The 22,127-nt window shown below is 67.2% G+C and carries 20 protein-coding genes; 12 read left to right on the top strand and 8 right to left on the bottom strand.

Annotated features, from left to right (window positions below; all coding sequences use genetic code 11):
• Positions 1–10 precede the first annotated feature (10 nt).
• The 4 genes from araD1 to ACXAFN_RS01720 all read right to left on the bottom strand — a co-directional run bounded on the left by araD1 (position 11) and on the right by ACXAFN_RS01720 (position 4,152).
• Positions 11–1,009, bottom strand: coding sequence for an AraD1 family protein (gene araD1 / locus ACXAFN_RS01735; protein WP_474985644.1), 999 nt, complete (start codon positions 1,007–1,009; stop codon positions 11–13).
• Positions 1,010–1,166: 157 nt separating this feature from the next.
• The gene (locus tag ACXAFN_RS01730; protein WP_474985642.1) at positions 1,167–2,468 is read right to left on the bottom strand and encodes a TRAP transporter large permease; all 1,302 of its coding nucleotides are present in this window, start codon (positions 2,466–2,468) and stop codon (positions 1,167–1,169) included.
• Positions 2,468–3,046: a TRAP transporter small permease subunit gene (locus ACXAFN_RS01725; RefSeq protein WP_474985641.1), complete on the bottom strand. Its 579-nt coding sequence runs from the start codon at positions 3,044–3,046 to the stop codon at positions 2,468–2,470. The genes ACXAFN_RS01730 and ACXAFN_RS01725 overlap by 1 nt, the downstream gene beginning before the upstream one ends.
• A gap of 86 nt (positions 3,047–3,132) precedes the next feature.
• A complete protein-coding gene (locus tag ACXAFN_RS01720) occupies positions 3,133–4,152 on the bottom strand; it encodes a TRAP transporter substrate-binding protein (RefSeq protein WP_474985639.1) in 1,020 nt (339 codons plus the stop codon).
• A gap of 232 nt (positions 4,153–4,384) precedes the next feature.
• Between ACXAFN_RS01720 and ACXAFN_RS01715 the strand changes: the two genes are divergently transcribed.
• The 3 genes from ACXAFN_RS01715 (at position 4,385) to ACXAFN_RS01705 (ending at position 8,903) form a co-directional block, all read left to right on the top strand.
• Complete coding sequence (locus ACXAFN_RS01715) at positions 4,385–6,130, top strand: IlvD/Edd family dehydratase (RefSeq protein WP_474985637.1); 1,746 nt, start codon at positions 4,385–4,387, stop codon at positions 6,128–6,130.
• A gap of 104 nt (positions 6,131–6,234) precedes the next feature.
• Complete coding sequence (locus ACXAFN_RS01710; protein ID WP_474985636.1) at positions 6,235–7,011, top strand: SDR family oxidoreductase; 777 nt, start codon at positions 6,235–6,237, stop codon at positions 7,009–7,011.
• A gap of 92 nt (positions 7,012–7,103) precedes the next feature.
• Complete coding sequence (locus ACXAFN_RS01705) at positions 7,104–8,903, top strand: IlvD/Edd family dehydratase (RefSeq protein WP_474985635.1); 1,800 nt, start codon at positions 7,104–7,106, stop codon at positions 8,901–8,903.
• A gap of 194 nt (positions 8,904–9,097) precedes the next feature.
• Here ACXAFN_RS01705 and ACXAFN_RS01700 read toward each other — a convergent pair whose 3' ends face one another.
• The 3 genes from ACXAFN_RS01700 to argE all read right to left on the bottom strand — a co-directional run bounded on the left by ACXAFN_RS01700 (position 9,098) and on the right by argE (position 11,819).
• Positions 9,098–9,853 carry a FadR/GntR family transcriptional regulator gene (locus ACXAFN_RS01700; RefSeq protein WP_474985633.1) on the bottom strand — a complete coding sequence of 252 codons (756 nt, stop codon included), beginning with the start codon at positions 9,851–9,853 and terminating at the stop codon, positions 9,098–9,100.
• 71 nt (positions 9,854–9,924) lie between these two features.
• Positions 9,925–10,659 carry a glutamine amidotransferase gene (locus tag ACXAFN_RS01695; RefSeq protein WP_474985632.1) on the bottom strand — a complete coding sequence of 245 codons (735 nt, stop codon included), beginning with the start codon at positions 10,657–10,659 and terminating at the stop codon, positions 9,925–9,927.
• A 2-nt stretch (positions 10,660–10,661) separates the two neighbouring features.
• Positions 10,662–11,819: an acetylornithine deacetylase gene (gene argE, locus ACXAFN_RS01690; protein WP_474985631.1), complete on the bottom strand. Its 1,158-nt coding sequence runs from the start codon at positions 11,817–11,819 to the stop codon at positions 10,662–10,664.
• Positions 11,820–12,128: 309 nt separating this feature from the next.
• Between argE and gdhA the strand changes: the two genes are divergently transcribed.
• On the top strand, positions 12,129–13,481 hold the full coding sequence (gene gdhA, locus ACXAFN_RS01685; protein ID WP_474985629.1) for an NADP-specific glutamate dehydrogenase: 1,353 nt from the start codon (positions 12,129–12,131) through the stop codon (positions 13,479–13,481).
• A gap of 153 nt (positions 13,482–13,634) precedes the next feature.
• A complete protein-coding gene (gene rnk, locus ACXAFN_RS01680) occupies positions 13,635–14,048 on the top strand; it encodes a nucleoside diphosphate kinase regulator (protein ID WP_474985627.1) in 414 nt (137 codons plus the stop codon).
• A gap of 54 nt (positions 14,049–14,102) precedes the next feature.
• Here the strand turns inward: rnk and ACXAFN_RS01675 are convergent, their stop codons facing one another.
• Entirely contained in the window at positions 14,103–14,669 is a 567-nt protein-coding gene (locus ACXAFN_RS01675) for an antibiotic biosynthesis monooxygenase (RefSeq protein ID WP_474985625.1), read from the bottom strand.
• A gap of 384 nt (positions 14,670–15,053) precedes the next feature.
• Between ACXAFN_RS01675 and ACXAFN_RS01670 the strand changes: the two genes are divergently transcribed.
• The 7 genes from ACXAFN_RS01670 (at position 15,054) to ACXAFN_RS01640 (ending at position 22,123) form a co-directional block, all read left to right on the top strand.
• Positions 15,054–15,818, top strand: coding sequence for a FadR/GntR family transcriptional regulator (locus ACXAFN_RS01670; protein WP_474985624.1), 765 nt, complete (start codon positions 15,054–15,056; stop codon positions 15,816–15,818).
• A complete protein-coding gene (locus ACXAFN_RS01665; RefSeq protein ID WP_474985622.1) occupies positions 15,808–16,566 on the top strand; it encodes a cache domain-containing protein in 759 nt (252 codons plus the stop codon). The genes ACXAFN_RS01670 and ACXAFN_RS01665 overlap by 11 nt, the downstream gene beginning before the upstream one ends.
• Before the next feature lie 366 nt (positions 16,567–16,932).
• Positions 16,933–18,141 (top strand): MFS transporter, encoded by a 1,209-nt coding sequence (locus tag ACXAFN_RS01660; protein ID WP_474985621.1) that lies wholly within the window; start codon positions 16,933–16,935, stop codon positions 18,139–18,141.
• Positions 18,142–18,371: 230 nt separating this feature from the next.
• On the top strand, positions 18,372–19,592 hold the full coding sequence (locus ACXAFN_RS01655; RefSeq protein ID WP_474985619.1) for a cytochrome P450: 1,221 nt from the start codon (positions 18,372–18,374) through the stop codon (positions 19,590–19,592).
• Entirely contained in the window at positions 19,589–20,875 is a 1,287-nt protein-coding gene (locus tag ACXAFN_RS01650) for an FAD-dependent oxidoreductase (RefSeq protein WP_474985617.1), read from the top strand. Before ACXAFN_RS01655 ends, ACXAFN_RS01650 begins: the two co-directional genes overlap by 4 nt.
• A 1-nt stretch (position 20,876) precedes the next feature.
• The gene (locus tag ACXAFN_RS01645) at positions 20,877–21,362 is read left to right on the top strand and encodes a flavodoxin domain-containing protein (protein ID WP_474985615.1); all 486 of its coding nucleotides are present in this window, start codon (positions 20,877–20,879) and stop codon (positions 21,360–21,362) included.
• Positions 21,359–22,123, top strand: a complete 765-nt coding sequence (locus ACXAFN_RS01640) for a type 1 glutamine amidotransferase (RefSeq protein WP_474985613.1) — start codon at positions 21,359–21,361, stop codon at positions 22,121–22,123. The genes ACXAFN_RS01645 and ACXAFN_RS01640 overlap by 4 nt, the downstream gene beginning before the upstream one ends.
• Positions 22,124–22,127: the final 4 nt, after the last annotated feature.

The raw sequence follows: 22,127 nt of genomic DNA, 5'->3' as shown, positions 1-22,127 counted from the left end.
CCTCCTGAGGTCACAGGGAATGAACGGTGGCGTCGGCGGCGTCGGCCGCGAACGCCAGCGGGTTGCGCAGCGTGCGGCCGAAGGCCGGCAGACTGATCTCGAAGCGATCGCCGTCGCGGGTCTGGACGCCGTCGGCGAAGCTCAGCGTCGCGGTGCCGAAGAAGTGCACGTGGACGTCGCCGGGGCGCCGGAAGCCCGCGTACTTGAAGTGGTGGTGCTCGAGGTTGGCGACGCTGTGGGCCATGTTGGCCTCGCCGGTGAGAAACGGCTTCTGCCACAGGGGCTCGCCGTCGCGCACGATGCGGCTTACGCCCTCGAGGTGCTCGGGCAGCTCGCCGATCAACAGCTCCGGGCCGAAGCTGCAGTGGCGCAGCTTGGAGTGGGCTAGCCACAGGTAGTTGAAGCGCTCGGTGACGTGGTCGGAGAACTCGTTGCCGATGGCGTAGCCGACCCGCCAGGGCCGGCCGTCGTCGCCGATCACGTAGAGCCCGGCGAGTTCCGGCTCCTCGCCGGCGTCCTCGGCGAAGGCCGGCACCGGCATCGGCGCCTCGGGGGCCACCACGCAGTCGCCGTCGCCCTTGTAGAACCACTCCGGCTGGGCGCCGGTCTCGCCGGCGGCCGGCTTGCCGCCCTCCACGCCGAGCCTGAACATGCGCATCGAGTCGGTGAGCTCGGCATCGTCGGCCTGGGGCTGACTCGAGGGCTGGGCATGCATGGAGTCACGGGTGTCGGCGCTGCCGAGATGCGTGAGGCCGGTGCCGGTCACGAGACAATGGGCCGGATCGGGATGGGTCAGCGGCGGCAGCAGGCGGCGCTCGTCGATCAGCGCCGGGTAGTCAAGGCGGGTCTCGGTCAGCGCCGCCTCGACGACCTCGGCCAGCGGACGACCGGCGGCGATGGCACGCCGGGCGAGGGTGTAGGTGTCGGCCTCGGTCAGGCGGACCCTGTTGTCGTCTTCGACCAGGGCGGCGCGGGCCGCACCGTCATGAAGGCACTGGATGATGCGCATGGCGAGTTTCCTCGGCTGTCGGGTCGGGGCGACGAGGCATTGACGTGGCCCCATCATAGCCCCGGCGCCGGGTGTATGTGCAACATATGTTTTTATATGTTGATTTTAAATGTGGGTGATCGAGGCAAGGCGACGGGGCGTCGCCTTGCCGGCGCGGTTACACCAGCCACATGGCCATGTCGGGCCAGAACAGCAGCGCGAACAGCACGCACAGCTGCAGGGCGATGAAGGGCAGCACCGCGACGAAGATGTCCTTGAGGCTGACCTCGGGTGGCGCCACGCCCTTGAGGTAGAAGGCGGCCGGGCCGAACGGCGGCGACAGGAAGGACACCTGCATGTTCACCGCGAACAGGATGCCGAACCAGATCGGGCTGTAGCCCAGCTGCTCGACGATCGGCACGAAGATCGGCAGCGTCAGCATGGCCACGCCGATCCAGTCGAGGAACATGCCCAGCACCAGCAGGATCGCCATCATCACCAGGATGATCACGATCGGCGCCACGTCGAGGCCCATGATCATGCTCGAGATGAAGCGGTTGCCGCCCATCAGGTTGTAGACGCCCACCAGCGCCGCGGCGCCGATGCCGATCCAGATGATCATGCCGCAGGTGGTCAGGGTCTGGCCGAGGCTCTGGTGCAGGGTCTTGAACGAGAACTCGCCGCGGGCGACCACCGCCAGCAGCACGCCGAACACGCCCATGGCCGCCGCCTCGGTGACCGAGGCCACGCCGCCGTAGATCGAGCCCAGCACCAGCCCGGCGATCAGCGCCGGCACGATGATGGCGCGCAGCGCCTGGCCGCGGGTGGCGAAGCCTTCCTCGCGGTCGGCGTCGGTCATCGGCGGGCCCATCTCGGGGTTCTTCAGGCAGCGCACCAGCACGTAGCCGATATAGCTGGCCATCAGGATCACCGCCGGGGTGATGGCCGCGGTGAACAGGTCGGCGATCGACTCGGAGGCGATCAGGCCGTAGATGATCAGCACGATGGACGGCGGCATCATGGTGCCGAGCGCGCCGCCGGCGCAGACCACGCCGATCGACAGGTGCTTGTCATAGCCCAGTCGCAGCATCTGCGGCAGCGCCAGGATGCCCAGCAGCACGATCTCGCCGCCGATGATCCCGGACAGCGCGGCCAGGAAGAAGGCCACCACGATGGTCTGCACGGCCACGCCGCCGGGCAGGCGGCCGGCGAACACCCGCATGGCGTTGAACAGGTCCTTGGCGATCCCCGATCGGTCCAGTAGCGAGGCCATCAACACGAACATCGGCACCGCCACCAGCGAGTATTCGGTGACGAAGCCGTAGACCCGGCTGGTGACCAGCGGCAGGGCGTTGGGCCCGAACCAGCCGAAGGTGAAGGAGAGCGCGACCAGGCCGGTGATGAAGGCCAGCGGCAGGCCGGTGATCAGCAGGGCGAAGATCAGCCCCACCATCAGCAGGGTTCCGGTTGCGATATCCATCAGTCGGTCTCGTGTGATGTGGTGTCGGGCCGGCGGCGCAGCGAGCGGATCAGGTGCAGGCAGGACTGCACGCACATGATGGCGAGTGCCAGCAGGATCATGCCCTTCACCAGCGCCGGAAACGGCGGGTTCCAGGAGGTGCCGGAACGTTCCAGCTGCCATTCGCCCAGCGGGTTGTGGGAGGCCGACCAGAACATGGTGAAGGCGGCGTAGCTCATGGCCAGGCAGAAGCCGAAGGTCACCAGGTCGTTGAAGCGGTCGAGCCACAGCCGGCAGCGCGGGCCGGCGGCGTCGTAGAGCACCTTGACGCGGATATGGCGATCGCTGGCCAGCGCGGCGGGGCCGCCCAGGGCGAAGCCGACCGCGACCAGCATCACCACGCTCTCGTGGACCCAGGAGGTCGGCGAGTTGAAGGCGTAGCGCATGATGACCTCATAGACGCTGATCGCCATGGCGATGAACACCAGCCAGGCGGCGCCGCTAGCGGCCATGACCACGCCGCGGTCGAAGGCGCCGCGCACGGGCGGCGCGCTGTCGCCTTCGATCGCGGCGGGATCGTCGGGAAGGGGGGAAGACATGACTCCTCCGGGGGCGCGGGATGCGCCGTCATGAACGTCAGGGAAGACGGCGGCGCACGGGCGCCGCCGTCCGTTGTGGCTGGGGATTACAGCTGGCCGCGGGCCTCGAGGAAGGCGGTGGCCTGGTCGTAGATCTTCTGGGTCATCTCGTTGCGGCCGGCCCACTCGGCCCATTCCTGCTCGGCGGCCTGGCGGAATGCCTTGCGCTCCTCGGCGGGCAGGTCGATGGGGGTAACGTCGGGGTTCTGGTTGAGTGCCTGCAGGGTCTCGATGTCCTGGGCCTTGAGGCGGGCGATCAGGTCATAGGCCATGCCGTCGAAGGCGGTCTCGAGGGTGGTCTGGATGTCCTCGGGCAGGCCGTCCCAGATGTCCTGGTTGATCGACACGGCGATCATCGGCATGGAGTGGAAGCCCGGATAGAGCGGGTAGGGCGCGAAGGCGTGGATGCCCATGGCGTCGTTGTTGGACAGCACCGTGGAGTCGGCGGCGTCGATCACGCCCTTCTCCAGGCCGGTGTAGACCTCGGAGCCCGGCAGGTTGACCGGGGTGGCACCGATGCGTTCGAAGATGTTGTAGACCATGCCCTGGGGCGCGCGGATCTTGAGGCCTTCGAAGTCGGCGATGGAGTCGACCTCGACGGTGGAGGGAATCGACTCCAGCGGGAAGGTCGCGGCGCTGATCAGGTGGGTGCCGTAGGGCGAGGCCAGCTCGTTGTAGAGCGCCTCGCCGCCGCCCTGCTTCATGAACTCCAGGAAGTCGTAGGGATCGTTCCAGGCGCCGACCAGGTTGCCGATCATGCCGAAGGCCGGGTCCTGGCCCGAGAAGTAGCTGGGATCGGTCATGTGGCCCTGGAGGATGCCGGAGGAGACCGCCTGCAGGGTCTCGGTGGGGCCGACCACGGCGTTGATCGGCAGCATCTCGATGCTCACCCGGCCGTCGGTCATGGTCTCGATCCGGTCGGCCCACTCCTGCTTGATCTGGAAGCTGGGTTCGCCGGCGGTCTCGGAGGCCTGGAACTTCCACTCGTATTCCGCCGCCTGGGCGGAGGACAGGCCGAGCATCAGCGCCGTGCCGGTGAGCAGCAGGCTGGGCTTGAGGTGGGGCATCTGAACTCTCCATCGAAGCTGTTGTTGTGTCGCGGCGCTCCGGCTGGCGTGCCGTCGCGGGCCCTAAATGTTGTACATACGGCATATTTGTTCAACATATACTTTCGTATGTGTCGACTACGGAGCGGCATCCGGCTACCGTCATGTCATGGCCGCGCCGCCCGAGGGCCACGCTCCGGGTGAGACGCTCGACACGAGAACAGGCCGCGATACGCGATGAGGAGAGGCTTTCATGACAGACAGCAAGCGCCGGCTGCGCAGCGCCGAGTGGTTCGGCAGCGCCGACAAGAACGGCTTCATGTACCGCAGCTGGATGAAGAATCAGGGCATTCCCGACCACGAGTTCCAGGGCAAGCCGATCATCGGCATCTGCAACACCTGGTCGGAGCTGACGCCCTGCAATGCGCACTTCCGCAAGATCGCCGAACACGTCAAGAAGGGTATCCTCGAGGCCGGCGGCTACCCGGTCGAGTTTCCGGTGTTCTCCAACGGTGAATCCAACCTGCGCCCCACGGCGATGTTCACTCGCAACCTGGCGAGCATGGACGTCGAGGAGGCGATCCGCGGCAATCCGATGGACGCGGTGGTGCTGCTGGTGGGCTGCGACAAGACCACCCCGGCGCTGCTGATGGGCGCGGCCAGCTGCGACCTGCCGACCATCGTGGTAACCGGCGGGCCGATGCTCAACGGCAAGCACGAGGGCAAGGACATCGGCTCGGGCACCGTGGTCTGGCAACTCTCCGAGCAGGTCAAGGCGGGCAAGATCTCGATCCACGACTTCATGGCCGCCGAGGCCGGCATGTCGCGCTCGGCGGGCACCTGCAACACCATGGGCACCGCCTCGACCATGGCCTGCATGGCGGAGTCCCTGGGTACCTCGCTGCCGCACAACGCGGCGATCCCGGCGGTGGACGCGCGCCGCTACGTGCTGGCGCATCTCTCCGGCAACCGCATCGTCGAGATGGTCGACGAGGACCTGAGGCTGTCGAAGGTGCTGACCAAGGACGCCTTCGAGAACGCCATCCGCACCAACGCGGCCATCGGCGGCTCGACCAACGCCGTGATTCACTTGAAGGCCATCGCCGGGCGCATGGGCGTCGACCTGGCGCTGGACGACTGGACGCGCATCGGCCGCGGCACGCCGACCATCGTCGATCTGCAGCCCTCCGGGCGCTTCCTGATGGAGGAGTTCTACTACGCCGGCGGCCTTCCCGCGGTGCTCAAGCGCCTCGGCGAGGCCGACCGCCTGCCGCACAAGGACGCCCTGACCGTCAACGGCAAGACCCTGTGGGAGAACGTCTGCGACGCACCGCTCTACAACGACGAGGTGATCCGCCCGCTGGACTCTCCATTGCGCGCCGATGGCGGGATGTGCGTGCTGCGCGGCAACCTGGCGCCGGGCGGCGCGGTGCTCAAGCCCTCGGCGGCGAGCCCCGAGCTGATGCAGCATCGCGGCCGCGCGGTGGTGTTCGAGAACTTCGACGACTACAAGGCCCGCATCAACGACCCGGACCTGGACGTCGACGCCGACAGCATCCTGGTGATGAAGAACTGCGGGCCACGCGGCTATCACGGCATGGCCGAGGTCGGCAACATGGGCCTGCCGTCCAAGCTCTTGGAGCAGGGCATCACCGACATGGTGCGCATCTCGGATGCCCGCATGAGCGGCACCGCCTACGGCACGGTGGTGCTGCACGTGGCCCCGGAAGCGGCGGCCGGCGGCCCGCTGGCGGCGGTGGAGAACGGCGACTGGATCGAGCTCGACTGCGACACCGGCCGGCTGCACCTGGAGGTCGACGAGGCCGAACTCGCCTCGCGCCTGGCCGAGGGCGACCCCACCGCGGCATCGAAGGAGATCGCCCGCAGCGGCGGCTACCGCCAGCTCTACATCGAGCACGTGCTGCAGGCCGACGAAGGCTGCGATTTCGACTTCCTGGTCGGCAACCGCGGCGCCGACGTGCCGCGGCATTCGCACTGATGTCCTGTCGAGGGGAGAGGCGACATGGTGGCGGAACCGAGAGCTCAGCAGGGCGCCGAGGTCGGTGCCGGCCGGGCGCGTGCCCCGGGCCGGGAGCCTGAGGCATGACGGGTCGACTGGTCGACAAGCGCATCCTGGTGACCGGCGCTGCCGCCGGCATCGGGCGTGCCATCGCCGAGGCCTGCGTCCGCGAGGGCGCCGCGGTGGCCCTGCTGGACCGGGACGAAGCGGGCATCGAACGACTGGCCGCCCGGTTCCGGCATCAGGGCCACGAGGCGCTGGCCATGGCGGCTGACATTGCCGACCGCGACGAGGTGGAGGCCGCCGTGTCGCGGGCCCGCGAGGCATTGGGGCCGCTGACCACGCTGATCAACAATGCCGGCATGAACGTCTTCCACGAGCCCTTGACCATGCCGGACGAGGCCTGGCGGCGCTGCCTGGCGGTCGACCTGGAAGGCGCCTGGCACTGTAGCCGGGCCGTGCTGCCGGACCTGCTCGAACAAGGCGGTGGAGCCATCATCAACATCGCCTCCACCCATGCCTTCTCGATCCTTCCCGGCTGTTTTCCCTACCCGGTGGCCAAGCATGGACTGATCGGCATGACACGAGCCCTCGGCATCGAATATGCCCAGCGCGGTGTGCGGGTGAACGCCATTGCGCCGGGCTACATCGCCACCCCCGCCGTCGAGGCGCATTGGCAGACGTTCGATGATCCGGATGCCGCACGGGCGAGCATCGAGGCGTTGCTGCCACCCGGGCGCCTGGGACGCCCCGAGGAAGTGGCCATGACGGCCGTCTTCCTGGCCTCGGACGAGGCTCCCTTCATCAATGCGGCCTGCCTGACGATCGATGGCGGTCGCAGCGTGGTGTACCACGACTGACGAGTCGCCTGGCCAATCGCTGGGAAGCCGCGTGTTTCCCGAATACACGGTGCTGATCCCATGGTCGAGATCAGCGACTGACGAGACCTTCGATGACTGCCCACAAGATCACCCCCGACCGGCTGCGCTCGCGCGACTGGTTCGACAACCCGGAGCATCCCGGCACCACCGCGCTGTGCCTGGAGCGCTACATGAACCAGGGCATCACCCTGGAAGAGCTGACCAGCGGCCGCCCGATCATCGGCATCTGCCAGTCGGGCTCCGACCTCACGCCCTGCAACCGCCACCACATCGAGCTGGTGAAGCGGGTCAAGGACGGCATCCGCGCCGCCGGCGGGGTGCCCTTCGAGTTCCCGCTGCATCCGATCCACGAGAACGTGCGCCGGCCCACCGCGGCGCTGGATCGCAACCTGGCCTACCTGGGCCTGGTCGAGGTGCTGCACGGCTATCCGCTGGACGGCGTGGTGCTGACCACCGGCTGCGACAAGACCACCCCGGCCAGCCTGATGGCCGCGGCCACGGTCAACATTCCGGCCATCGTGCTGTCCGGCGGGCCGATGCTCAACGGCTGGCGCGGCGCCGAGCGTGTCGGCTCCGGCACCGTGGTGTGGGAGATGCGCAAGCGCCTGGCCGCCGGCGACATCGACTATCCCGAGTTCCTGTCGCGGATCGCCGATTCGGCGCCCTCGGTGGGCCACTGCAACACCATGGGCACCGCCTCGACCATGAACTCGCTGGCCGAGGCGCTGGGCATGAGCCTGCCCGGCTCGGCGATGATCCCCGGCCCCTACAAGGAGCGCGGCGCGGTGGCCTACCGGACCGGCGAGCGCATCGTCGACATGGTCTGGGACGATACGCGGCCGAGCGACATCCTGACCCGCGAGGCGTTCGAGAACGCGGTGATCACCTGCTCGGCGCTGGGCGGTTCCTCCAATGCGCCGATCCATATCAACGCCATCGCCCGCCACGCCGGGGTCGAGTTCGACAACGACGACTGGCAGCGCCTCGGCCACGAGGTGCCGCTGCTGGCCAACGTGATGCCGGCCGGGGCCTATCTCGGCGAGGAGTTTCACCGCGCCGGCGGCGTGCCGGCGGTGATGTTTGAGCTGCTGGCGGCGGGCCGGCTCCACGGCGAGGTACCGACCGTCAACGGCCGCACGCTGGCCGAGAACCTGGCCGGACGCGAGACCGCCGACGACGAGGTGATCCGCCGCTACGCCCATCCGCTGGTCGAGCACGCGGGCTTCCTCAACCTCAAGGGCAACCTGTTCGATTCGGCGCTGATGAAGACCAGCGTGATCGCCGCGGACTTCCGCCGGCGCTTCCTCGAGGACCCTGAGGACCCCAACGCCTTCGAAGGCAAGGTGGTGGTGTTCGACGGCTCCGAGGACTACCACGCGCGCATCGACGACCCGGCGCTGGCCATCGACGAACGCACCATCCTGGTGATGCGCGGCGCCGGCCCGGTGGGCCACCCCGGCGGCGCCGAAGTGGTCAATATGCAGCCGCCCGAGGCGCTGATCCGCGCCGGCATCGAGTCGCTGCCGTGCCTGGGGGACGGGCGCCAGTCGGGGACCTCGGGCTCGCCGTCGATCCTCAACGCCTCCCCGGAGGCCGCCACCGGTGGGCCGCTGGCGCTGCTTCAGAGCGGCGACCGGCTGCGGGTGGATCTCACCCGCTGCGAGGTGACGCTGAGGGTCGACGACGCCGAGCTGGCCGCGCGCCGCGAGCGCCTGGCGGCCGAGGGCGGCTATCGCTATCCAGGACACCAGACGCCCTGGCAGGAGATCCAGCGCTCGTTGGTCGAGCCGCTGGATCGCGGCATGACCCTGGCGCCGGCGACGAAGTATCGCGACGTGGCCCGGGTCAGCCCGCCGCGGGACAATCACTAAAGAGGGAAGAGGGAAGAGGGAAGAGGGAAGAGGGAAGAGGGAAGAGGGAAGAGGGAAGAGGGAAGAGGGAAGAGGGAAGAGGGAAGAGGGAAGAGGGAAGAGGGAAGAGGGAAGAGGGAAGAGGGAAGAGGGAAGAGGGAAGAGGCTGCGGCGGGCGCCTGGGAGGGTGTCCGCCGCGGTGGTCATGGCATGCCTCAGCTGAAGGTGAGCTGGCGCCCCAGGGCGCTGTCGCCGGGCTCGATGCCCAGCGCATCGGCGGTGCCCTTCAGCACCGCCTGGGCGGCCAGGAAGGCCTCTCGGGGCTGGCGAGCGCGGATGCATTCCATCAGCTGGCGATGTCGCTCCAGGCTTTCCTCGGGATCGCTGGCGCTGACGTTGGAGGTCTCGATCAGCATGTAGATCGAGGGGCGCAGGATGTGCGAGAGCTGCGCCCAGACGATGTTGTGGGTGGCCTTGAAGATGGCGACGTGGAAGGCGACATCGAAGTCGCTATGCAGCCGGCCGTCCTGGCCGTCGGCGCCGTGCAGGTTCTGCCCCATGCCCTCGAAGGCTTCCTCGATGGCCACCAGGTCGCGTGCGGTGGCGCGCTTGGCGGCGGTCATCGCCACATAGGGCTCGACGTCGAGGCGGAACGACAGGATCTCCTGCTGGATACGCGGGTTGGGGGTCGCGTAGCGGGTCATCCAGTCGGTGACCTGGGGGTCGAGGATGTTCCATTCGGCGTATTCGCGAACCTTGGAGCCATGGCCCGAGATCCGCTCGATGATGCCCACGTCCACCAGCTGGCGCAGGTCGCTGCGCACCGCCGAGCGGTTGATGGCGAACTGCTCGCAGAGGTCGACTTCCTTGGGCACGAAGTCGCCCGGCTGGTAGCGGCCGGAGAAGATAGCCTCGGCCAGGAAGTCGGCCACGCTGGGCCGCGGGGATGTCTTGCGCTGCCTGTCCTTCACGAGTCGTGCGTCCGAAGAAGTTTCAACATATCGTGTGGTATGTTGCACATTCCGTCAATATGACCTTGGTGTCAGGCCTCGACGCCGGCATTCGGCAGCACGGCACGGAAGCGCCGCAGCAGGCCGGTGGCCTCGGGGGTGGGGGCCACCGCCGCCAGCAGCGCCTCGGGGTCTCGGCCCTGGTCGGTCAGGCTCTGGTACTGGTGGTGCAGATAGGCGCGCATGACCGCCGGCGTGAACTCGGGGTGGAACTGCACGCTCCACTGGCGCGGCCCGTAGCGCAGCGCCTGAAAGGGATCGTGGTCGTTCTCGGCCAGCACCTCGGCGCTTGACGGCGCGGCGAGCACCGATTGGGCATGGGTGAGCTGGGCGTGAAAGGCGTCGGGCAGGGCGCCCAGCAGCGGGTCGCGACGCCCGACCTCGGTCAGCCGCACCCGGTGGGTGCCGGTCTCGCGGCCCGCCGGGTGATAGCCGCTCTCGCCACCGAAGGCCGCCGCCATCAGCTGGTGGCCGTAGCAGATCCCGAACATGGCGACATCGTCGGCCAGCGCCTGGCGCAGCCAGGGCTTGAGCGCCTCGCTCCAGGGCTCGGCGTCGCTGACCATGGCATGGGAGCCGGTGATCACCAGGCCGTCGTCGGCGCCGAGCGCCGGCGGCGTGCCGTCATGGCGGGCATCGAACACCTCGAGGTCGAGGCCCTCGCACACCGGCGCCAGCTGGGCACGGAACAGCGCCTCGAAGTCGCCATGGTCGCGGACCACGTCGGCAAAGGCATCGCCGGTCTTGACGATCACCAGTCGTGGCATCTTCAGGCCTCCTTCTTCAGCCGCTTGCCCAGTGCCCGCATGAAGGCCGAGCCGGCCTCCAGCTGCGCGATCTCCAGGTACTCGTCCGGCTGATGGGCCTGGCCGATGCTGCCCGGGCCGCAGATCACCGTGGGCAGGCCGGCGCGCTGGAACTGGCCGGCCTCGGTAGCGTAGGCCACGGCCCCGGCGGGGGCCTCGCCGACGAGTTCTCGGCACAGTGAGAGCACGTCGGCGTTGTTGTCGTCGGCCAGCGCCGGCACCGTGACGTTGAGCCGCTCGGTGTGGATGCCGGCCGCCGGGGCGCGCTGGCGCATCGCGGCCTGCAGCTCCTCGGCATAGGCCTCGACCCGGCCGACCAGGTCCTCGAAGCGGTCGGAAGGCAGATGGCGGATCTCCCAGTCGAAGCTGCACTCGCGGGCCATGATGTTGATGGCCGTGCCGCCCTGGATCTTGCCCACGTGCAGGCTCGAGTGGACCACGTTGAAGGCCTCGTCGATGCGCCCCTCGGCCTTGAGGTCGGACATCACGTCCTCGATGAAGGTCACCAGCCGGGCGGCGACGTGGATCGCCGAGACGCCCTGATTGACCTGGCTGGAATGCGCGGCGCGGCCGGTCACGGTGGTGCGCAGGTTGGTGGCGCCCTTGTGAGCGACCACGGGTTCCATCAGCGTCGGCTCGCCGACGAACACCGCCGCCGGGCGCGGATGGTCGGCCATCAGCCGCTCGATCAGCCGCGGTGCGCCGATGCAGCCCACCTCCTCGTCGTAGGAGAACGCCAGATAGATCGGCTTCTCCAGCTCGAGCTCGACCCAGCGCGGCACCTCGGCCAGGGCGCAGGCGATGAAGGCCTTCATGTCGCAGGTGCCGCGGCCGTAGAGGCGACCGTCGCCCTTGTCGGTCAGGGTGAAGGGATCGGTCGACCAGGGCTGGCCCTCCACCGGCACCACGTCGGTATGCCCGGAGAGCACCACGCCGCCCTCCACCGCGGGGCCGAGGCGGGCCAGCAGGTTGGCCTTGGTGCCGTCGTCGCTGTCGACGCGCCAGTGCTCGACGCCGTAATCGTCGAGCCAGGCCTCGATGAAGGCGATCAGGTCCAGATTGGAGTCGCGGGAGACGGTGGGGAAGCCCACCAGCTTCTCGAGGAACTGGGCGGCGGTCATGGTCTGGCTCCGAAGATGAAAGGCGAAGCCTAGCCTATCACGCCACCGGGGCCGGCGGGATGGGGCCGGGGGCGGAGTGACGGGAAGATCTCGGCGGGGCCAACACATCGATGTCGTTGATTACGCGTTTATGAGAAACGCCTGAGAGAAGCTCGCCGAGGCATTCGGCCTTAGACTTTTGTCTCGATGGCGCGAGATTTTTACTCATGCATAACAGGCATAGGGTATGCAGGAGACGTTATCCGGCAGTTAAATATCGGCATGCTCTGGCCAGCGGATACACGTTTTTTCTGCCAATGGTACGCCTACATGCCCTACGTTCACGACACCTTGACGCGACTCAAGCAGAGCAGTCCTGCACAGTCGGAATTCTATCAGGCCACGGAAGAAGTCCTGGAATGCTTGCGTCCACTCTTCGAGCATCATTCTCGCTACCATGACCACGGCATTATCGAGAGAATCGTCGAGCCAGAACGTCAAATCATGTTTCGTGTCAGCTGGCTGGACGACACCGGGAAAGTGAGAGTCAACAAGGGCTATCGGGTGCAATTCAACTCGGCCCTCGGGCCCTACAAGGGCGGACTCCGTTTTCATCCCAGCGTGACCTCCGGCACCATCAAGTTTCTGGGATTCGAGCAGATTTTCAAGAATGCCCTGACTGGCCTGCCTCTGGGTGGCGGAAAAGGGGGTGCCGATTTCGATCCCCGAGGGCGATCCGACGGCGAAATCATGCGTTTCTGCCAGTCCTACATGAGCGAGCTGTATCGCCACATCGGCCCGACCTGCGATGTTCCCGCGGGGGATATCGGTGTCGGGACGCGGGAAATCGGCTACCTGTATGGGCAGTACAAGCGGTTGACGGGCCGCTACGAGGGCATACTGACAGGCAAGGGACTCGCCTGGGGCGGCTCGCTCGGTCGCAAGGAAGCCACCGGCTATGGAGCGGTCTATTTCGCACAGAACATGCTGACGGCGCGTGGCGACGGTCTTGAAGGCAAGCGCTGCCTGGTGTCTGGGGCAGGCAACGTAGCCATCTACACCATCGAGAAGCTCCACGAGCTGGGCGCTCGGCCCATTACCTGCAGCGACTCTCGCGGTACCGTTCATGACCCGGAAGGCATCGACCTGGCCGTGCTCAAGCGGCTCAAGGAGACCCAGCGTACATCGCTGGAGCACTACCTGAACGAGCGCCCTCGGGCACGGTATATCCCGGTGTGCGACTACCCCCGCGGCGGCCATGGCGTCTGGCAGATTCCTGCGGATGTCGCCTTTCCCTGTGCCACCCAGAACGAGCTGGCGGGCGCCGATGCCCGCGTGATGCTGGCCAACGGCGTGCGCTGCGTAAGCGAGGGGGCCAACATGCCGAGCACCAAGGAGGCCGTGGCGTGCTTTCTCGACGCGGGGATTGCCTATGGCCCCGGCAAGGCGGCCAATGCCGGAGGCGTGGCGACCAGCCAGTTGGAAATGGCCCAAAACAGCAGCATGGTGCAATGGCCGATGGAAAAGGTCGATCAAAGGCTCCGGAACATCATGGCCAATATCCATCAACAGTGTGCCACGACGGCGGAAGAGTTCGGAGATCCGTCCAATCTGGTACTGGGGGCCAATATCACCGGCTTCAGAAAGGTGGCCGATGCCATGATCGAACAGGGGCTTTCCTGATCGTCTTTGTCGAGGCGATCCTTTATACTGACTCAAGCAGGCAGTCCTTTCCTTCCGGGAAGGACTGCTTTTCGTTGGTCGTCACGAATATCGTTGATCCAACGTCAGCCCAGCTTTGGCTGCGTGACTTTTTGCTTTCCAAGGAGAGTGAACATGGGACAGCGTCCTCCCATCATCATCAACCGTCTCGATGCGGAACGCTTGCAGCGCTTGATCGATGATGCTACCGACAAGGATCTGGCTGTCGCACAGCTGCTGGAAGAAGAGCTGGCGCGAGGGGAGGTGATCGATCCCGAGAATATGCCGGATGACGTGGTGAGCATGAACAGTCAGGTCCGCTTCAGCGACCTGAGTCGTGGTCGACAGATGATTCGCACCCTGGTGTATCCCCATTCGCTGGGAAGCGTGGAGGATGGCATCTCCGTCATGGCGCCAATCGGGGCGGCATTGATCGGTCTCAGGGTCGGCGACATCATCGAATGGCCGCTGCCCAACGCAACCGAAGCCCGCCTTCGGATCGATGCCATTTTCTGGCAACCCGAGCGGGAGAAGCAGTTTCATCGGTAAGGTGAAGGCGCCGCTCCCCCGCCGCCGGAAGTGGCACGGGGGAGGCGACGTCGATCAGGTCGATCGGCGACGCAGCTGGGGCGTGCGCCACGGTTCGCCGCGCAGCCAGGGCCCCAGCAGCCGGGTCGACAGCGGGATGAACAGGAACACCATCACCGGCGTGAGCATCAGGGTGCCGGCCAGCACGCGGGGCACCAGCGGCAGCGTGGCCAGGGCATCGCCGAACAGCACCTGGAAGCCCAGCGAGACCGGGAAGAACGCCAGCCAGATGGCGATGGCCTGCTTCCAGCGTGGCGGAGTCGGTGTGCCGGGTTGCTGGAACCAGCGGTCCAGGCCGGTGGCGCGATGTTCCTGGGGCGCCTCGAACAGGCCCTGGCCGCGGGCCAGCCAGGCCCGGCGCGAGGCCGAATGTTCCCATACCGCCAGGGTCTCGGCGTCGCGGAAGCGAAAGATGATCTGGTACTCGTCGTCGGCGGGCGGCGGGGCCAGCACGCCGGAGCCCAGGTAGCCGGCGAAGTCGGCGGCGAGCTCGCGGCCTTCCTCGAGCCAGTGCATGAAGTCGCGGTAGCGCCCACGGGCCACGCGGCGCGCCACCATCAGGGTGACGGGATCAGAGGACATGGTGGTTCTCCTGAAAGAATCGGCGGCCCGGGTAGGGCCGCCGAAGACACAGCGGATCGGGTACATCCACCGTTGGGCGCGAGATGATAAGCGAGTCACCGTGCTTTTCCAATCCAATGAACTGAAGAGGAGGAAAAATATAGGAAAATATTCTTTATAAAGAGGCTGTCTCTGGTGTTGAAGGGCGTTGTTGCTCGGTAAGGACGATTTAAGTTCGATGTCGGATGTGGAGCTGGTCTTTGATCGGTTTAAGAGAGGCAGATGGCCATTGCCGCTGCCCTGGGCTGCTGGGTAAAGTATCTAGCCACTTACTTGAGGGGCGGATGGCATGGCAGAGGTTCATGTACCGAGATGGATCCGGAAAATTTGTAGACGTGTGGCACTATGCTAATGAAGCCTTCTGCTCACAATGGCTCCTTTATTCGGTTACGCCAGGAAGGCCGTACCGAACAGGTGATACGCCGCATGATGGAGGCCATCGATCTGGGGCTCTACGTAGAAGGGCAGCAGCTACCCAGCGAAACCGAGCTTGCCATGCAGTTCGGGGTGGCCACGGTGACCCTGCGCGAGGCACTGGGCTACCTGCGTCAGGTCGGGGTGATCGAGACTCGTCGCGGTCGCAATGGCGGCAGCTTCGTGTGTGCCACCGAGGAGCTGTCCGCCGAGCTGATGCTGGAGCGCCTCGACGAGTGGAGCCTGATCGAGCTGCGCGACCTGGGCGATGAGCATCGGGCCATTTCCGGTATGGCCGCGCGTCTCGCCGCCGAGCGCGCCACCCCCGATAGCTACCGCCATATGGCCTTCCATATCGAAGCCCTGGGCGAGGCCGGCAATCGCCGTGAGCGGCGTCGCGCTGATGCCCGCTTTCATATGGAAATCGCTGCCCACTCTCAGTCCGTGCGCCTGACCCATGCCGAGATCCGCCTGCAGTCGCAGTTGGGTGAGCTGCTCTGGCTGCCTGGCAAGGAGCCCCCCGAGGTGGCGACCATCCAGCGGGAACACCAGGCCATCCTGGACGCCATCCGCCAGGGGGAGGCGGCATCGGCCGGGCGCCTCGCTGAGGCGCATATCCAGGCGGGCATTCGCCGCCTGATCACCATGAAGATGGCGCTAATGGAGACGCGGTCGGGGGACGATGATGAGCACTGAGCCGATGGCCGGTCGCCGCCAGGCGTGTCTGCGGCGTATCGAGGCCGCCCTCGATGGGGTCTTCGACGATATCGAACGCATCGCCGCCGAGCTCGAGCGGCTCTGGGAGGGCCAGGCGGGCCTGGGCAAGGCCCCGGTGTCCGCCGACCTCAAGGCGCTGCGTACCCTGGCCGATGACCGGCTGACCCGGGACAATCGCTGGGTACTGGGCACCGGCGTGGTGCTGGAGCCGGGAGTGCTGGCGGATTGCGATATGTTCTGCGAGTGGCGCCACCTGGTGGGGGAGGGCAAGCCGGCCCAGCTCGATCTCAACTTCAACCGCAGCAGCGACAGTTACTACAACTACCGGGACATGCCCTGGTTCACCCAGCCGCGGGAGACCGGCCGGCGCGTGGTGGAAGGGCCCTATATCGACCTCTACGGCCAGGACGCCTATATCCTCACCTTCGCCCGACCGCTGCAATGCCGCGGCGACTTCCTGGGCATCGCCGGGGCCGACGTGCATCTGGGACGCTTCGAGCGCATCCTCGTGCCCGGCCTGCTGCAACTGGCCCACGACGCCCTGCTGGTCAACGCCTCGGGACGGGTGATCGCCTCCAATACCCCTGGCTGGCTACCCGGCGAGCGGTTTCGCATGCCGGATAAGGGCTCGCCGCCTGGGTGCCTGGTGACTCCCCTGGCCGGCCAGCACGCCCACTGGCAACTGGTGGAGTCCCTCGATTCGGCACTGGTCCGGGACGACGGCTAAGCCCGGCGGGCCGGGGCACTGCTACCCATCGGTGTTTCCGGTCTTCTCATTCTCGCCGCCCCAGCTGTTACCTCAAGTAGCAAAACGATGCCGCCTCGGGCCTCGCCCTCCCATTGGGAGAGGGCGGGGCCCGGTTGCCCCATGGGTGTGCATCGACCGACTGTCTCGCCCAAGTCGGTGAGAAAACAAGGCGCTACGCTTGGGCGCCTCGAGGGGGAGTATGCCCCCTCCATAAAAAATATAAAAACATATGTTATATGGCATGAGCCTTGCAGCCCATTTCGTGACGGTCTCCCCGTATGCGAGGGAGGATGACCCAAACCGCTGGATCCATCGTTACGCCAATAACAACCACGAGGATATGACATGAAACTACTGCGCGACTCTCTGCCGGAGAGCTGGTCACTGGTCTTCTCGGCCTTCGCCGCCGCCTACGGCGTCGGCCTGCTGGCGCTGCTGGCCCTGCCGTTCCTGATCAGCGCCATCATCACCGACCTGGGGCTGAACGAGGCCCAGGCCGGTTACCTGATGTCCGCCGAGTTCCTGCTGACCATGGTGGCCTCGCTGATCATCGCGCCCATGATGGGGCAGGCGCCGCGGCGCACCCTGGCCCTGGTGGGGGCCCTGGTCGCCATCCTGGCCAACCTCGGCTCGGCTATGGCAACCGAGGTGACCACCCTGGCCATCCTGCGCTGCGTGGCCGGCGCCGGGGCCGGCCTGGCGCTGGCCTGCGGCAACGCCTGCGTCTCCAGCGCCCGGGACCCCGACACCATCGCCGGCTACATGAACGTGCTCTTCGTGGCGCTGATGATCGTGGTGATGCTGGTGTTCGCTCGCACCATGGCCAGCAGCGGCCTCTCGGGGCTCTATTTCTCCCTGGCGGCGACCCAGGCGGTGATGCTGCTCTTTATGCTCAAGATGCCCCAGCGTGCCGCCATCACCCAGGCCATGAAGCAGGCGGCGCAGCTCAACAGCAAGATGCTCTCGGCGGCGGCGGTGTGCATGATGCTGGCCACCTTCCTCTTCTCCATGCGTGACACCATGGGCTGGGCCTTCGTCGAGCAGGTGGGCATCCGCGTCGGCTATGACGGCGAGAGCCTGGGCCTGCTGTTCTCCCTGCAGGCCTTCGTCGGCCTGGCGGGGCCGCTGCTGGTGGCGTTGATCGGTAGCCGCTTCGGGCTCAGCAAGCCGGTGATCATCGGTATCCTGCTGTGTGGTGGCTCCAGCCTGGGTTATGTGCTGGGCGAGGCCTCCATCGTCATGTACACCATCGGCGTGATGATGATCGCCTTCACCTATTTCTACACCCTGGCCTACCTCACCTCCTTGGCCGCCTCCCTGGATCGCGAGGGGCGTGTGGTGGCAGCCTGCGGCAGCTTCTTGACCCTGGGCATCGCCATCGGCCCTGCTGTCTCGGGCACCCTGATCGCCATCGGTGGCTATGTGCTGACCGGCTGGGCCATCGCCATCACCGTGGGCCTGACCCTGCTGGCAGTCTCGGTGCCCCTGGCCAAGGCCCGCCAGCGCCGCCAGGCGGAGCAGCTGGCCGCCGAGAACGCCGTCACCGCTTCCTGAGCCGCCCCGTCTCGCCGTGGGGCCCTTAAGGCCCGCGGCGAGTCGCACGGCCCCGACTCGTAATACACGCCGTCTACGACGAACGATCGATGGGATTCCGGCAAAAATTCTTTGAAACATATAAAATCATATTTTATATTTTTTAAATGGCATCGCCCCAGGCAGCAACACGATAACCACAGTCACTCTTGCCCGGATGCCAGGACGATAACCGATAACAAGAGGTGCCTATGTCCACCATGATCGAAGAGCCCACCGACCAGGCTCCCTACCTGGATGTGGCTGACCCGGGATTCTCGATTCGCTCCCAGGTCGTCGAGCAGGCGCGGGAGCAGAGCTGGTATGCCCGCACCCCCTACGGTATCGCCGTGTTGCGCTATGACGAGGTCAATACGCTGGTCCGCGACCGCCGTCTTCGCCAGGGCAGCTACGCCTGGCCGGCCCATAACAACGCCCATGGCAGCTTCTCCGACTGGTGGATGCGCATGCTGCTGAGCAAGGAGGGCGCCGATCATTCGCGGCTGCGGCGCCTGGCCAATCCGGCCTTCGCCCCCAAGCTGGTCAAGAAGATGACCCCGGATTTCCAGCGGATCGCCGACGCGCTGATCGACGACTTCATCGATGCCGGCGAGTGCGATTTCGTCGCGGCATTTTCCGAGCCCTATGCCACCCAGGTGATCTGCTTGCTGCTGGGCCTGCCGCGCAGCGAGTGGAGGAACCTGGCGGAATTGGCCTCGGAAATGGGCCTGGCATTGGGCGTCACCTTCAAGCGCGACGAGGCCCGAATCAACGCCGCCACCGACAAGCTCTTCGCCTATGCCAAGGCGGTGGTGGAGAACATCAAGCGGGAGGGGCTGGGGGATGACTTCCTGAGCAGCCTGGTGCGCGCCAACCAGGACGACGACCAAGCGCTCGGCGACCAGGAACTCTACGATATGATCGTGCTGGCGATCTTCGGTGGCATCGATACCACCCGTAACCAGATCGCCCTGGCCTTGGACACCTTTATCCAGCACCCGGCGCAGTGGAAGCGGCTCGGCGAGCAGCCCGAATTGGCCCGGGCCGCGGTGGAGGAGGTGATGCGGGTGCGCCCCACCGTGACTTGGGTGACCCGCGAGGCCCTGGAGGACTTCACCTTCCAGGGGCTGGAGATCACCCAGGGTACCACGGTGCACCTGTTCAGCCAGTCGGCGGGCACCGACCCCCGCGCCTTCGACGACCCCGGTTTAGACATCACCGCCAAGCGCTGCCCGCACTTCGGCTTCGGCGCCGGTGCCCACCACTGCATCGGCCATTTCATCGCCCGGGGCGACATGACCGTGGCCCTTGCCATGCTGGCCCAGCGGCTGCTCGATCCCGAGTATGCCGGCACCCCCGAGTGGCTGCCGGACAGCGGCAACACCGGCCCGGTCAGGCTGCCGATTCGCTTCCGGGCGGGGAGGGCGGCATGACGGCCCCGAGCATCGCCATCGTCGGCGCCGGCCCCTCCGGCTGCTACCTGGCCCAGGCCCTGCGCAAGCAGTGGGCCGCGGCGCGGATCGATATCTTCGACCGCCTGCCGGTGCCCTTCGGCCTGGTGCGCTACGGTGTGGCCCCGGATCATCCCGGCACCAAGGCGGTGATCCGCCAGTTCGAGCGGCTCTTCGAGCGCGATGGCGTCGGCTTCCACGGCAACCTGGCTCTGGGCCGCGATCTCGCCCTGGACGAGCTGCGCGAGGCCTATGACGTGGTGGCCCTGGCCACCGGCCTGGCCGCCGATCGCCACCTGGGCATCCCCGGCGATGACCTGCCCGGGGTCTATGGCGCCGGCGCCCTGACTCGCCGCCTCAACGATCATCCGGACGAGCAGGGGCTGCGTCCCGACCTGGGCCGGCGAGCGGTGATCATCGGCCAGGGCAACGTGGGCATCGACGTGCTGCGCCTGCTGAGCAAGCCCGAGGCTGCCTTCGAGGGCTCCGAGCTGTCGCTGGAGGCACTGGCCGCCTGCCGGGCCACGCCGCTGGCACGGCTCGATATCGTCGGCCGCTCTTCCGCCGCCGAGGCCAAGTGCGACGCCGCCATGCTCCGTGAGCTGGGGCGCCTGGCGGGGCTCTCCTTTCACTTCCACGCGCCGCTGCCGGCTCCTGAGAGCGTCGAAGACAAGGCCGTGAGCCTGCGCCTGGCCGCCTTCCACGAGCTGGCCGAGCGTCATACCGAGAGCAATGGCTGCCAGATCCATTTCCACTTCGGCTGGACCCCGGAGGCGGTGCTCGGCGAGGCCCGGGTCGAGGCGGTGCGCTTTCATGGCGGCGAGAGCGGCCGGGAGCCCCTGACGCTTGCCGCCGACAGCCTGATTACCGCCATCGGCTTCGCCCAGCACGACCCCGACCTGCCCGGCGCCCCCGAAGCGCCCCGGCCCGATGATCAAGGGCGCCTGGCCCCGGGCCTCTACTGCACCGGCTGGCTGCGGCGCGGTCCCCGCGGAACTATTCCCGAGAACCGCCAGGATGCCCGCGCCGTGGCCGTCACCATCGCCGCCGACCTTGTCGCCGACCGGGCCGAGCGTCCACTCGGGCGGCCCGGTGCCGCGGCCCTGCCCGCGGCGGCGATCGCCCGGGCCACCGACTTCGCTGGCTGGAAACGCATCCAGGCGGTGGAAGCCGCCGAGGCGCCGGCCGGACGACTCTGCCGGCGCATTCCCGATCTGGCGAGGCTGCTCGAGATCGCCCAAGCGACCCCCGTGGGAGGACCCTGAGATGACGATACATGTGATTTACGGCACCGAGACCGGCAACGCGGAAATGGTCGCCGACGACCTGGTGGAGGCCCTGGAGGGGGACGCCACCGTCACGGCCCGGGATCTGGCCGATTTCGACCCGGCCGAGGTGGCCGAGCGGGACTTCGTGATCCTGGTCAGCTCCACCTATGGCGAGGGCGAACTTCCCAACTCGGCCCAGCCCTTCTTCGCCAGGCTGGAGGCCCAGGCCCCCGACCTCAGCGGCCTGACCTTCGCCACCTTCGGCCTGGGTGACAGCTTCTACGAGACCTTCAACCATGGCAGCCGGATCCTCGCCGACAAGCTGCGCGAGCTGGGCGCCATCGAGCTGGGCGAGCGTGGCGTGCATGACGCCTCCAGCGGCGAGCTGCCCGGCGAGGTGGCGGTGGAATGGTTGAAGGGCCTGCTCGGCGCCCACGGTGCGCGGATCATGGCCGGCGAGGCCACCGCGGAGGCCGCCTCATGAGTGCCCTGCGCCTGTGCATCCTCGAGAACGGCCTGGTGCCGGAGCCGCTCGGTGAGCGCTTCGCCGGCTACCCGGCGATGATCGAGGCCTGGCTGGGCCCGGCGCTCCCGGAGGCGAGCTTCGAGGCGGTTTCGCCGGTCTCCGGGGAGGCGCTGCCGGACCCCGCCGCCTTCGATGGCTACCTGTTGACCGGCTCCAAGCACAGCGTCTACGAGGGCGCCGACTGGATGCGCGCCGAGATCGACTTCCTGCGCCGCGCCCGGGACCTGGGCCGGCCGATCTTCGGCATCTGCTTCGGCCACCAGCTGATGGCCGACGCCTTCGGCGGCCGCACCGCCAAGGCCGGGGCGGGCTGGGGCCTGGGGGTGCAGGGCTATCGTCGCGACGAGGGCGCCGAGGCCGAGCGAGGCACCGGCCGGGTGTTGGCCTTCCACCAGGATCAGGTCGTGGAACTGCCGCCCCAGGCTCGGGTGCTGGCCGGCAGCGACCACTGTCCCAACGGCGTGCTGAGTTACGCCTTCCCGGCACTGTCGGTGCAGTACCACCCCGAGTTCACCCCGGCCTACGTGGAGGCGCTGCTGGATCGCTACGGCGGCCACCTCTTCGACCAGGCCGAGGCCCAGGCGGCCCGGGCCAGCCTGTCGCAGGCCGATCTGGCCAACGCCGAGGTCGCCGCCTGGGTGGCGCGCTTCTTCCGGGAGGCCGGCGTCAGCGCCTCTCCCGCCACCGGGCGGGCCACCCCTAGCCCCATCGACCCCTAGCACG

It is taken from the genome of Halomonas sp. ABH4_019 (assembly GCF_056159885.1).
The sequence above is the reverse complement of the archived record's forward strand: the minus strand, read 5'-3'. Positions and strand labels throughout refer to the sequence as shown.